At 61.7% G+C, this 12,989-nt stretch carries 10 protein-coding genes; 6 read left to right on the forward strand and 4 right to left on the reverse strand.

The annotated features are described in order from the left end of the window. Window positions 1-7 precede the first annotated feature (7 nt). The 6 genes from ABIE16_RS19385 to gcvP all read left to right on the forward strand — a co-directional run bounded on the left by ABIE16_RS19385 (window position 8) and on the right by gcvP (window position 9,077). Window positions 8-1,225 (forward strand): 2-octaprenyl-3-methyl-6-methoxy-1,4-benzoquinol hydroxylase, encoded by a 1,218-nt coding sequence (locus ABIE16_RS19385; protein ID WP_429521789.1) that lies wholly within the window; start codon window positions 8-10, stop codon window positions 1,223-1,225. A 252-nt stretch (window positions 1,226-1,477) separates the two neighbouring features. Then, window positions 1,478-2,482: an extracellular solute-binding protein gene (locus ABIE16_RS19390; RefSeq protein WP_057712826.1), complete on the forward strand. Its 1,005-nt coding sequence runs from the start codon at window positions 1,478-1,480 to the stop codon at window positions 2,480-2,482. A gap of 205 nt (window positions 2,483-2,687) precedes the next feature. Further along, complete coding sequence (locus ABIE16_RS19395; RefSeq protein WP_223500645.1) at window positions 2,688-4,304, forward strand: ABC transporter permease; 1,617 nt, start codon at window positions 2,688-2,690, stop codon at window positions 4,302-4,304. Window positions 4,305-4,460: 156 nt separating this feature from the next. Then, window positions 4,461-5,543: a glycine cleavage system aminomethyltransferase GcvT gene (gcvT, locus tag ABIE16_RS19400; RefSeq protein ID WP_057712828.1), complete on the forward strand. Its 1,083-nt coding sequence runs from the start codon at window positions 4,461-4,463 to the stop codon at window positions 5,541-5,543. A gap of 48 nt (window positions 5,544-5,591) precedes the next feature. Then, window positions 5,592-5,975 (forward strand): glycine cleavage system protein GcvH, encoded by a 384-nt coding sequence (gene gcvH / locus ABIE16_RS19405; RefSeq protein WP_090452062.1) that lies wholly within the window; start codon window positions 5,592-5,594, stop codon window positions 5,973-5,975. 228 nt (window positions 5,976-6,203) lie between these two features. Next, complete coding sequence (gcvP, locus tag ABIE16_RS19410) at window positions 6,204-9,077, forward strand: aminomethyl-transferring glycine dehydrogenase (RefSeq protein WP_429521747.1); 2,874 nt, start codon at window positions 6,204-6,206, stop codon at window positions 9,075-9,077. A gap of 194 nt (window positions 9,078-9,271) precedes the next feature. Here the strand turns inward: gcvP and ABIE16_RS19415 are convergent, their stop codons facing one another. From ABIE16_RS19415 to ABIE16_RS19430, 4 genes are all read right to left on the reverse strand, one after another. Further along, window positions 9,272-9,589, reverse strand: coding sequence for a DUF2388 domain-containing protein (locus ABIE16_RS19415; protein WP_057712831.1), 318 nt, complete (start codon window positions 9,587-9,589; stop codon window positions 9,272-9,274). A gap of 68 nt (window positions 9,590-9,657) precedes the next feature. Then, entirely contained in the window at window positions 9,658-10,107 is a 450-nt protein-coding gene (locus ABIE16_RS19420) for an NfeD family protein (RefSeq protein ID WP_057712832.1), read from the reverse strand. Window positions 10,108-10,115: 8 nt separating this feature from the next. Further along, complete coding sequence (locus ABIE16_RS19425) at window positions 10,116-11,036, reverse strand: SPFH domain-containing protein (protein WP_057712833.1); 921 nt, start codon at window positions 11,034-11,036, stop codon at window positions 10,116-10,118. 84 nt (window positions 11,037-11,120) lie between these two features. Continuing rightward, window positions 11,121-12,905: a GspE/PulE family protein gene (locus tag ABIE16_RS19430; RefSeq protein WP_429521748.1), complete on the reverse strand. Its 1,785-nt coding sequence runs from the start codon at window positions 12,903-12,905 to the stop codon at window positions 11,121-11,123. Window positions 12,906-12,989 lie beyond the last annotated feature (84 nt).

A 12,989-nucleotide genomic window follows, 5' to 3' on the forward strand; every position in this document is an offset into this window, starting at 1 on the left:
CATGGAAATGCGCGCAGATCTGCTGATTGTCGGGGCCGGAATGGTCGGCAGCGCCCTGGCGCTGGCGTTGCAGGACAGCGGGCTGGAAGTCCTGCTGCTGGACGGCAGCCCCATGAGCGTCAAACCGTTCAACGCTCAGGCAGCGTTTGAGCCGCGGGTGAGCGCCTTGTCGGCCGCCAGCCAGCGGATTCTCGAGCGCCTGGGCGTGTGGGACGGCATCGCCGGGCGGCGCAGCAGCCCCTACACCGACATGCAGGTCTGGGATGGCAGCGGCACCGGGCAAATCCACTTCTCGGCGCCCAGCGTGCATGCCGAGGTGCTGGGGCATATCGTCGAGAACCGCGTGGTCCAGGATGCCTTGCTCGAGCGCCTGCACGATTGCGACCTGGGGTTGCTGGCCAATGCTCGCCTGGAGCAGATGCGCCGCTCCGGCGATGACTGGCTGCTGACCCTGGCCGATGGCCGCACCCTGCGCGCGCCGCTGGTGATCGCGGCAGATGGCGCCAACTCGGCGGTGCGACGCCTGGCCGGAGTGGCGACCCGCGAATGGGATTATATGCACCATGCCATCGTCACCAGCGTGCGTTGCGCCAAACCGCATCAGATGACGGCGTGGCAGCGCTTCACCGATAACGGTCCGTTGGCGTTTCTGCCCCTTGAGCGGGACGGCCAACAGGATTGGTGTTCGATCGTCTGGTCGACCACACCCGGCGAAGCCGAACGTCTGATGGCGATGGACGAGCAAGGTTTCTGCAAGGCATTGGAGCGGGCCTTTGAAGGTCGGCTCGGCGAAGTACTGAGCGCCGATCCGCGCCTGTGTGTGCCCCTGCGTCAGCGGCATGCCAAGCGGTATGTGGCTGAAGGCCTGGCATTGATCGGCGACGCGGCCCACACCATTCACCCGTTGGCCGGGCAGGGGGTGAATCTCGGATTCCTCGATGCCGCCGTGCTGGCCGAAGTGTTGCTGCAAGCGGCAACACGTGGCGAACGCCTGGCGGATGTGAAAGTCCTCAGCCGTTACGAGCGTCGACGCATGCCCCACAACCTGGCGCTGATGGCGGCGATGGAAGGCTTCGAGCGGTTGTTCCAGGCCGATCCGTTGCCGGTGCGCTGGTTGCGTAATACCGGGTTGAAAATGGTGGAGAAAATGCCGGAAGCCAAGGCGTTGTTCGTGCGTGAAGCGCTGGGGTTGATCGGGGATTTGCCGGCACTTGCCAAGGCCTGAAGTGAGCATGGCCTTGTGGCGAGGGGGCTTGCCCCCGTTCGAGCGCGAAGCGGTCGTAGACCGGATGGCAGGATTTTTCTGGAAAAATGCCAGGACTGCTTTGCAGTCCAACGGGGGCGAGCCCCCTCGCCACATTTGTCAGTTAATCTGCTTGTGCAACATCTGGTAACTCCTCCGCAAGCGGGTTCGATTGAGAAGCTAAATGTGAGTCCTTATCATTTGTCCTCATTTTTCAATCGAGAGACCGCTCCCATGTTGGCACCGAAGCGTCTACTGACTGCACTGGCCTTGACCCTGATCGGCAGCACCGCCGCCCAGGCCGCTGACGAAGTGGTGGTCTACTCCTCGCGAATCGACGAGCTGATCAAGCCAGTATTCGATGCCTACACCGCCAAGACCGGCGTGAAGGTGAAGTTCATCACCGACAAGGAAGCGCCGCTGATGCAGCGGCTCAAGGCCGAGGGCGCGAATACGCCGGCCGACCTGCTGCTCACCGTCGATGCCGGCAACCTCTGGCAAGCCGAGCAGATGGGCATCCTCCAGCCGTTCACCTCGAAAACCATCGACACCAATATTCCGCTGCAATACCGGGCAGCCTCCCACGCCTGGACCGGCCTGAGCCTGCGGGCGCGGACCATTGCCTACTCCACAGATCGGGTGAAGCCGGGTGAACTGACCACCTACGAAGCGCTGGCCGACAAACAATGGGAAGGCCGCCTGTGCCTGCGCACGGCGAAGAAGGTCTACAACCAGTCCCTGACCGCGACCATGATCGAAGTGCACGGCGCCGGGAAGACCGAGGAAATCCTCAAGGGCTGGGTCAGGAACCTGTCCACTGACGTGTTCTCCGACGACACCGCCGTGCTGGAAGCGATCAACGCCGGTCAGTGCGACGTCGGTATCGTCAACACCTACTACTACGGTCGCCTGCACAAGCAGAAGCCAGACCTGCCGGTGAAACTGTTCTGGCCGAACCAGGCTGACCGTGGCGTACACATCAACCTGTCGGGTATCGGCCTGACACAACACGCGCCACACCCGGAAGCGGCCAAGGCTCTGGTGGAGTGGATGACCACCCCTGAAGCGCAGAAAATCTTTGCCGACGTGAACCAGGAGTTCCCGGCGAATCCGGCCGTGCAGCCATCGGCTGAAGTCGCCGCATGGGGCAAGTTCATTGCTGATACCTTGCCTGTGGAAATCGCCGGCAAGCGCCAGGCTGAGGCGATTCGCATGATGGACAAGGCTGGCTGGAACTGAGCCAGCTGTTATGCTGCGCCCCGCCTAGGCGGGGCGTTTGTTTTTGCGTTACGCACCCCTGACGCTGTAGGAGCGAGCTTGCTCGCGATGAACGTCAGGGCACCGCGGACCGTCAGGCTTCCCGCGTTATCGTTGACGTTTTTCGCGAGCGAGCTCGCTCCTGCCAGTGTCGATCTCGTCCATTAGATAGTAGAGAACCAAGCCTGTGGCCCATCCCGCCCAACGCCGCTGGTATCCAGTCGTCTTCGCCATTGCTGCGCTGGTCCTGTTGCCCCTGAGCGTGTTGCTGCTGTCCTGGCAAACCATCGATCAACAGATCTGGTCTCATCTCTGGGACACGCAGATGCCGCGTTTGCTGGGCAATACCCTGACCCTGGTGCTAGGCGTCGGTGTCGGCGTGACAGTCCTGGGTGTCAGCCTGGCCTGGCTTACCAGCCTTTGCGAATTCCCCGGTCGGCGCTGGCTGGACTGGGCATTGATGCTGCCCTTCGCGATCCCTGCCTATGTGCTGGCCTTCGTCTTCGTCGGCCTGCTGGATTTTGCCGGGCCCGTGCAAACCCTGCTGCGCGAGTGGTTTGGCAGTGGCCTGCGGCTGCCGCGCGTGCGCTCCACGGGTGGCGTGATCGTCGTGCTCGTGCTGGTCTTTTATCCCTATGTTTACCTGCTGGCGCGCACCGCCTTCCTCGCCCAGGGCAAAGGCCTGATGGAAGCCGCGCGGGTCCTTGGTCAATCGCCCTGGCAAGCGTTCTGGCGGGTGGCATTGCCCATGGCGCGGCCAGCCATCGGTGCGGGCGTGGCATTGGCACTGATGGAAACCCTGGCGGACTTCGGCGCAGTGTCGGTATTCAACTTCGATACCTTCACCACGGCCATCTACAAGACCTGGTACGGTTTTTTCAGCCTGTCGTCGGCCGCGCAACTGGCCAGCCTGTTACTGCTGGTGGTAATGCTCGTGCTCTACGGCGAACGGCGTGCCCGTGGGGCGAACCGGGCAAGTAACGAGCGACCACGGGTCAAGGCGCTGTATCACCTGCGAGGCGTCAAGGCGCTGGCGGCCACGACGTGGTGCTGCCTGGTGTTCGCCTGTGCTTTCGTTATCCCGATGCTGCAATTGGTGGTGTGGTTCTGGCTGCGTGGGCGCTTCGATCTCGACGAGCGCTACACCGGGTTGATCGTCCATACCTTGTACCTGGGGGGTATGGCGGCGTTGATCACCGTCAGCGTCGCCTTGTTACTGGCGTTTGCCCGACGACTGGCGCCCACCCGGGTCATTCGTTCCGGGGTCAGTCTGGCCAACCTGGGCTACGCCTTGCCCGGTTCGGTGCTGGCGGTGTCGATCATGCTCGCGTTCAGTTACCTGGACCGCGAACTGGTGATCCCGCTCTCGAGTTGGCTCGGTGGTGCGGGCAAGCCGCTGCTGTTGGGCAGCCTGTCGGCATTGTTGCTGGCCTATCTGGTGCGCTTCATTGCGGTGGCTTACGGACCGCTGGAAAGCAGCCTGGCGCGTATACGGCCATCTTTGCCCGAAGCGGCACGTAGCCTTGGCGTCAGTGGGCCACGACTGTTTTTCAAAGTGTATCTGCCACTATTGCTTCCCGGCACGTTGAGCGCAGCGCTGCTGGTGTTCGTCGATGTGCTCAAGGAAATGCCCGCAACCTTGCTGATGCGCCCGTTTGGCTGGGACACGCTGGCGGTGCGAATCTTCGAAATGACCAGCGAAGGCGAATGGGCGCGGGCGTCTTTGCCGGCATTGACACTGGTACTGGTCGGGCTGTTACCGGTCATCGGATTGATCCGACGCTCAGCACATCGAAACAGCTAGGTGTCAGTCCTACACCTTGCGGCTACAATGCGCGGCATTCGGTGCGGTCCGTCTGACAGACCAGGTAGCTGAAATCGGTTGAAGGCCCTTTATTTCAAGGCATTCAGTCCGTGCAGCACCAGCCCGCACCTTCGCCACGCCCGGAAGGAGAAACCCATGGGACAGCGTACGCCTCTGTATGACCTTCATCTCGCACTCGGCGCGAAGATGGTCGATTTTGGCGGTTGGGACATGCCTCTGCATTATGGATCGCAGGTCGAGGAACACCATCAGGTGCGCCGCGATTGCGGTGTCTTCGATGTATCCCACATGACCGTAATCGATGTCGGTGGCGCCCAGGCCAAAGCCTGGCTCCGGCATTTGCTGGCCAATGATGTCGAACGCCTGCACAGCCCCGGCCGTGCGTTGTACAGCACCATGCTCAACGAGCAGGGCGGGATTGTCGACGACATGATCGTCTACCGTCTCGATGAGGGTTATCGCCTGGTGGTCAACGCCTCCACCCGCGATCAGGACATGGCCTGGATGCAAGCGCATCTCGACGGTTTCGATGTGCAACTTCGCGAGCGTACCGAGTTGGCGATGCTGGCCATCCAGGGCCCCCACGCCCGGCAGAAAATTGCCGAACTGGTCAGTCAGTCCCGCGGCAACCTGATCCAGCTCCTCAAGCCTTTCGAAGGCCTGTCCGATGGTGACTGGTTCATCGCACGCACCGGTTATACCGGCGAAGACGGCCTGGAAATCATTCTGCCGGCCGATCAGGCGCCAGGCTTTTTCAACGATCTGGTCGGCGCCGGGATTTCTCCCATCGGCCTCGGCGCGCGGGATACCTTGCGGGTCGAAGCCGGCATGAACCTTTACGGTCAGGACATCCAGCAGGATATTTCACCCTTGGCCTCCAATATGGCCTGGAGCATTGCCTGGGAACCTGCCGCCCGGCAGTTCATCGGGCGCAAGGCGCTGGAAACCGAGCAGGCCGCCGGCGTACAGCACAAACTGGTCGGTCTGGTCCTTGAGGAGCGTGGTGTTTTGCGTGCTCATCAGGTGGTCCGCATCGCCGATGTTGGCGAAGGGGAGATCACCAGTGGTAGTTTCTCTCCTACGCTAAGCAAGTCGATTGCACTGGCGCGCGTGCCGATGGCAACAGCCGACCGCGCTGAAGTGGAAATCCGTGGCAAGTGGTACCCGGTCCGGGTGGTCAAACCGACCTTCGTACGCCACGGCAAAACCTTGATCTAATCTTTTCTGGCGGACATGACCGCCGACCATTTCCTGAGGACACAGAACATGAGCGATATCCCTGCCGACCTGCGTTTTGCCGAAAGTCACGAATGGGCACGTCTGGAAGCCGATGGCACCGTCACCGTGGGCATCAGCGATCACGCGCAGGAAGCGCTGGGTGATGTGGTGTTCGTCGAGCTGACTGAAGTCGGCAACGTGTTTGCTGCCGGTGATCAGTCGGGTGTCGTTGAATCGGTCAAAGCCGCTTCCGACATTTACTCCCCGATTGCCGGTGAAGTGATCGCGGTCAATGAAGACTTGAGCGCTTCGCCGGAACTGCTCAACAGCGACCCGTACGGCGCGTGGATCTTCAAGATCAAGCCAAGCAACGCTGCAGACCTGGAAAAACTGCTGGATGCCGCCGGCTACAAGGCCGCCATCGGCGAGTAAGCCTTCAGCGTCATCCAAAGCCCCGACTCGTCGGGGCTTTTTGTTGTCTGGCGAATTTCCCTTGTAGGAGCGAGCTTGCTCGCGATGGTCGTTAACGATAACGCTGTAACCTGAGACCCCGCGGCGCGCTCGGGGTCATCGCGAGCAAGCTCGCTCCTACAGAGTGGCTGCTATGCTGGTTTGACCGTGTTGCATCGACGCTGAGCGCCAGTCAAGAGAGAGCCCGTCATGTCCCAATTGCCGTCCCTGAGCCAGTTACGCGACCCCAATGCCTTTCTGCGCCGCCACCTCGGGCCCGATGCCGCCGAGCAACAGGCGATGCTTGACAGCCTCGGCCTGGGCAGTCGGGTCGATTTGATCGAGCAGACGGTGCCGCCGGGCATCCGCCTCAACCGACCGTTGGACCTGCCCCCGGCACTCGATGAAGAGGCCGCGCTGGCCAAGCTGCGCGGTTATGCCGAGCAGAACCAGGTCTGGACCAGCCTGATCGGCATGGGCTATCACGGCACCCTCACACCGGCGGTCATTCTGCGTAATGTGCTGGAAAATCCCGGCTGGTACACCGCATACACCCCCTATCAGCCAGAGATCGCCCAAGGGCGACTTGAAGCGCTGCTGAACTTCCAGCAACTGACCATCGACCTGACCGGCCTGGAACTGGCCAATGCCTCGCTGCTCGATGAAGCCACCGCCGCGGCGGAGGCCATGGCCCTGGCCAAGCGGGTCGCCAAGTCCAAAAGCAACCTGTTCTTTGTCGACGAAAACTGCCACCCGCAAACCATTTCCGTGGTGCAGACCCGCGCTGAAGGTTTCGGCTTCGATCTGATCGTCGACACTGTGGATAACTTGAAGCGGCACCAGGTGTTCGGCGCGTTGCTGCAATACCCTGACACCCACGGTGAAATCCACGACCTGCGACCGCTGATTGATCACCTGCACGCGCAACAGGCCCTGGCCTGTGTCGCCACGGATTTGCTGAGCCTGTTGTTGTTGACTCCGCCGGGTGAACTGGGTGCCGATGTGGTGTTCGGCTCGTCCCAGCGATTTGGCGTGCCCATGGGCTACGGCGGGCCTCATGCGGCATTTTTTGCCAGCCGCGATGAATACAAGCGCGCGATTCCCGGGAGGATCATCGGTGTTTCGAAAGATGCGCGGGGCAACACCGCCCTGCGCATGGCCCTGCAAACCCGCGAGCAACACATTCGCCGGGAGAAGGCCAACTCCAACATCTGCACGGCCCAGGTGCTGCTAGCCAATATCGCCAGTTTCTATGCGGTCTACCACGGCCCCGAAGGGCTCAAGCGAATTGCCCAGCGGGTTCATCGGCTGACCTGCATCCTTGCCGCCGGGCTTGAGCGCAACGGTATCGTCCGGGTCAACCGGCACTTCTTCGACACCCTGACGCTGGAAGTCGGCGGAACCCAGACCGCCATCATCGAAAGTGCCCGGGCCGCGCAGATCAACCTGCGCATTCTCGGGCGCGGCCAGCTGGGCTTGAGCCTCGACGAGAGCTGCGACGAAGGCACCGTGGCGAAGCTGTTCGACGTGTTCCTGGGGGCCGATCACGGGCTCAGCATCGACGACCTGGATGCCGAAGTCTTGCCTGGCGGAATTCCCCAGGGGCTGGCGCGAACCTCACCTTATCTGCGTCACCCCGTGTTCAGCGCCCATCACAGCGAAACCGAGATGCTGCGCTACCTCAAGCAGCTGGAAAACAAGGACCTGGCGCTCAATCAATCGATGATCCCGTTGGGCTCCTGCACCATGAAGCTCAACGCCACCAGCGAGATGATCCCGATTACCTGGCCGCAGTTTGCCAACCTGCACCCGTTCGTGCCCAAGGAACAGGCCGCCGGTTATGGGCTGATGATCGAGGAACTGGAGCGCTGGTTGTGCGCGATCACCGGTTTCGACGCGATTTGCATGCAACCCAACTCCGGTGCCCAGGGCGAATACGCCGGGCTGCTGGCGATCCGCAAATACCATGAGAGCCGGCAACAGGGCGGCCGCGATATCTGCCTGATTCCTTCGTCGGCTCACGGCACCAATCCCGCGTCGGCGCAAATGGCCGGGATGCGCGTGGTGATCGTCGAGTGCGACGAGGCGGGCAACGTCGACCTGGATGACCTCAAGGAAAAAGCCGCGCAGGCCGCCGAAAAACTCGCCTGCCTGATGGCGACCTACCCTTCGACCCATGGGGTGTATGAGGAAGGCATCAGCGAAATCTGTGAGGTGATCCACCAGCACGGGGGGCAGGTGTACATGGATGGCGCCAACCTCAACGCTCAGGTGGGGTTGGCGCGGCCGGCCGATATTGGTGCCGATGTCTCGCACATGAACCTGCACAAGACCTTCTGCATTCCCCATGGTGGCGGTGGGCCGGGCATGGGGCCGATTGGTGTTCGGGCACATCTGGCGCCGTTCGTGGCCAACCATCCGGTGGTGCCGATCGAAGGGCCGCACCCGCAAAATGGTGCTGTCAGCGCAGCGCCCTGGGGCAGCGCAAGCATTTTGCCGATCAGCTGGATGTACATCGCCATGATGGGCCCGCAACTGGCGGACGCCAGCGAAGTGGCGATCCTGGCCGCGAATTACCTGGCGCGGCATTTGTCCGGTGCTTTCCCGGTGCTCTATACCGGGCGCAACGAGCGGGTGGCCCACGAATGCATCCTCGACCTGCGACCGCTCAAGGCGTTGACCGGCATTACCGAGGAGGACGTGGCCAAGCGTCTGATGGATTACGGCTTCCATGCCCCGACCATGTCGTTTCCCGTGCCGGGGACGCTGATGGTCGAACCGACCGAAAGTGAATCGAAGGCGGAGCTGGACCGGTTCATCGGGGCGATGCTGAGCATCCGCGCGGAAATCAATGAGGTGCAGAACGGTAATTGGCCGGCTGAAGAAAACCCGTTGAAAGGTGCGCCGCATACGTTGGCCGATATCACCGGCGTGTGGGAACGACCGTACAGCATCGTGCAAGCGGTCACGCCGGACGCACACACCAAGGCTCACAAATACTGGCCGGTGGTGAACCGGGTAGACAATGTGTATGGGGACCGGAACCTGTTTTGTGCGTGTGTGCCGGTGGATGATTACCGCTGACTTCCCAGGTTGTACATAACCCCTGTGGGAGCGAGCTTGCTCGCGATTGCGGTGTGACAGTCAATGAAGTTTTTACTGATCCACCGCTATCGCGAGCAAGCTCGCTCCCACAGGGGGGCTCGGTGAACATGAGATTTGCGTTCGCCAGGCAAAAAAATGCCGCTCAATTGAGCGGCATTTTTTATTCGCAACGCTTATTCCGAAGCCACGGCATTCTTCGCCAGGATCGCGTTCGCCAGTTCCATGTCCGTGGCTTGCAGGCCCGGGTTTTCGGCGCGGACCTTCTGCATGGCCGCTTCCAGGTACGGACCGCGGATACCGCCGTCACTCGCGACGAAGCTGCTGGCATCGTCCTGGGCCGCGACGACCAGCTTGTTATCCTTGGATGTCAGATAGCTCGAACCGGTGGTTGCACCGGACGTAAGAACGTTACGCCAAAAAGTATCGGCCATCGCCGAACCGACAGGCAGGGACAACAGCGCGACGGTAGCGACAGCAAGTTTGAAACGCATGACAAGGTGACTCCACTGGGTTGAGTACGCGGTTGGATTGCCAACCCCCAATCGAGTTCCGTGGTCGCTTAATCCGCCGCTTCGACCAGCAGGATGGCGCCTTGCTGGCCGACCACCCGCACGCGGCTGCCAGTGGCTGTGTCCGGCCCGCGGGCCATCCACACGCCGTCAGCCACCTTGATCTTGCCGCGACCGTCGACAATCGCTTCATGCACCACGAAGGTTTTGCCGATCAGTTCCTGGCCGCGCAGATTCAGGTGCGGCTGATCACTCGGACGCATTGCCGTGCGCTGACGCCGCCACCAGTACAACGCGGTGGTGATCGACAGCAGGCCGAACAACAGAAACTGCCATTCCCAGGACAGGTCCGGCATCAGGAAGGTCAAGACGCCCACGGTTGCCGCGGCCATGCCGATCCACAGCAGATAACCGCCGGCGCCGAACACTTCGAGAATCAACAGCACCGTGCCCAGCGCCAACCAGTCCCAGAATGAAAGGTGCTGCAAAAATGCCCACATGGCGTGCCTCAGGCTTTCTTGTTATCGAAAGTGGCCTTGACGATTTCGCCAATGCCGCCCACCGCACCGATCATCGAACTGGCTTCCAGCGGCATCAGGATCACCTTGCTGTTGTTGGCCGAGGACAACTTGCCCAGCGCATCGATGTACTTCTGCGCCACGAAGTAGTTCACCGCCTGCACGTTGCCGCTGGCGATGGCTTCGGACACCACTTTGGTCGCCTGGGCTTCTGCCGCGGCTTGCCGCTCGCGGGCTTCGGCTTCCAGGAAGGCGGCCTGGCGACTGCCTTCGGCTTCGAGGATCTGCGCCTGCTTCTTGCCTTCGGCGGTCAGGATCGCTGCGGCGCGCAGGCCCTCGGCCTCGAGGATCTGCGCACGCTTGATTCGCTCGGCTTTCATCTGCCCCGACATCGCCGCCATCAGGTCGGCGGGCGGGCTGATATCCTTGATCTCGATCCGGGTGATCTTGATGCCCCAAGGCGCGGTCGCTTCGTCGACAGTGCGCAGCAGTTTTTCGTTGATCCCGTCACGCTGGCTGAGCATGGCGTCGAGCTCCATCGAGCCGAGCACGGTGCGGATGTTGGTTTGCAGCAGATTGCGGATGGCGTGTTCGAGGTTGTTGACCTCGTAGGCCGCCTGGGCGGTGTTGACCACCTGGAAGAAGCACACGGCGTCGATTTGCACCGTGGCGTTGTCGGCGGTGATGACTTCCTGTGGCGGAATATCCAGCACGCTTTCCATCACATTCATCTTGCGGCCGATGCGGTCCATGACCGGAATGATGACGTTCAGCCCCGGCTTGAGCGTGTTGGTGTAGCGACCGAAACGCTCGACGGTCCATTCAAAGCCTTGGGGCACGACCTTGAAACCCATGAACAGAATGGCGACCACCAGGCCGACAAAAAGCAAAAGCACACTACCGATCTGCATAACGATTCCTTGTTGATGTGTGGATCTGTGGAGTTGCAATGGCTGAAGTGTAGCTGTGCCGATGCCGGATCAGTACAGCCGGGCTCAGTTCTGCTCGCTCTGGGGAGTCACGCGCAGAATCTCCTCGATAGTCGTCAGCCCGGCGGCGACCTTTTGCGCTCCTGACAACCGCAGGCTGCGCATGCCCTCCTTGAATGCCTGGCGCCGCACGGCCAGCAGATCGGTGTCGGGACTGATCAACGCCTTGATGCCATCGCTCAGTTGCATGATTTCGTAGACCCCGGCGCGACCGCGATAACCGGTGTCGCGGCATTCCACGCAACCGATGGCACGCTGGGCATTGGCCGGCAACGGTGCTTGCCAGGGACGGGTCAGGGTTTGCCAGTCGTCTTCGCCCAGCGTCAGCGGCGCCTTGCAGTGCGGGCACAGGGTTCGCACCAGTCGCTGGGCCATGACGCCAAGCACTGTGGCCTTGATCAGGTAATGCGGCACGCCGAGCTCCAGAAGACGGCTGATGGCGCTGGGCGCGTCGTTGGTGTGCAGGGTCGACAGCACCAGGTGCCCGGTGAGCGCCGCCTGGATCGCCATTTCCGCGGTTTCGAGGTCGCGGATCTCGCCGATCATGATGATGTCCGGGTCTTGCCGCATCAACGCGCGCACGCCGGTGGCGAAGGTCAGGTCGATGTTGTGCTGGACCTGCATCTGGTTGAACGCCGGCTCGACCATTTCAATCGGGTCTTCGATGGTGCAGAGGTTGACCTCCGGCGTCGCCAGTTTTTTCAGGGTGGTGTAGAGGGTGGTGGTCTTGCCCGAACCCGTCGGCCCGGTAACGAGGATGATGCCGTGGGGCTGGCGGGTCATGTCTTGCCAGCGGCGCAGGTCGTCGGCGGAGAAACCAAGCTGGTCGAAGTCCTTGAGCAATACTTCCGGATCGAAGATCCGCATGACCATTTTTTCGCCGAAGGCCGTGGGCAGTGTCGACAAACGCAATTCGACTTCACCGCCGTCCGGAGTCTTGGTTTTCACCCGGCCGTCCTGGGGTTTGCGTTTCTCCGCGACGTTCATGCGTCCCAGGGTTTTCAGGCGACTGACGATGGCCATGGTGACCTGGGGCGGGAATTGATAGACGTTGTGCAGCACGCCGTCGATGCGAAAGCGCACCGTGCCTTGCTCGCGCCGGGGCTCGATATGGATGTCGCTGGCGCGTTGCTGGAACGCGTACTGGAACAGCCAATCGACGATATTGACGATGTGTGCGTCGTTGGCGTCCGGCTCCTGGTCGCTGGCGCCGAGGTTGAGCAGCTGTTCGAAATTGCCGAGGGTACTGACTTGCGGGTCGGCGCTGTTCGCCCCGGTGACCGATTTGGCCAGGCGGAAGAATTCGACGCTCAAGCGCTGGATGTCCACGGGGTTGGCCACTACACGCTTGATCGGCAATTTGAGCACGTGGGTCAGGTCAGCCTCCCAGCCGCTGACATAAGGCTGGGCGCTGGCCACGGTTACCGCCTCGCGGTCGATGGCTACCGCGAGGATCTTGTGGCGCTGGGCGAAGGCATAGGACATCAGCGGGGTCACGGCCGCGACATTGATTTTCAGTGGGTCGATGCGCAGGTAAGGCTGGCCGGCCTGACGGGACAGCCACAGGGTCAGGCTCTCGAGGTCCAGCGGTTTGCCGGGGCGGCTGAGATCGTCCAGCTGTTGGCTGGCAATGAACTCCAGCGGATGCATCTGCCCAAGGGAGGCGTTGCGGCGGCGGGCATTGAGTGCGTGTTCGGCCGAATCCTGGCTGATAAAGCCCTGGGCGACGAGTTCGCGCAGTAGATCATTGAGATCCAGCCAGCGGTCCTGAAGGGCGATTTGTACGGACATGCGGGCTCCTTTTGAACGACAGTGCGCAAAGGATAGCCGTGGCCCGGCTGACCGCTGGGCCACTACCCGACAAAGCCGTTTCGG

This window comes from Pseudomonas sp. 2725 (assembly GCF_050434585.1).
Lineage (GTDB): Bacteria > Pseudomonadota > Gammaproteobacteria > Pseudomonadales > Pseudomonadaceae > Aquipseudomonas > Aquipseudomonas jessenii.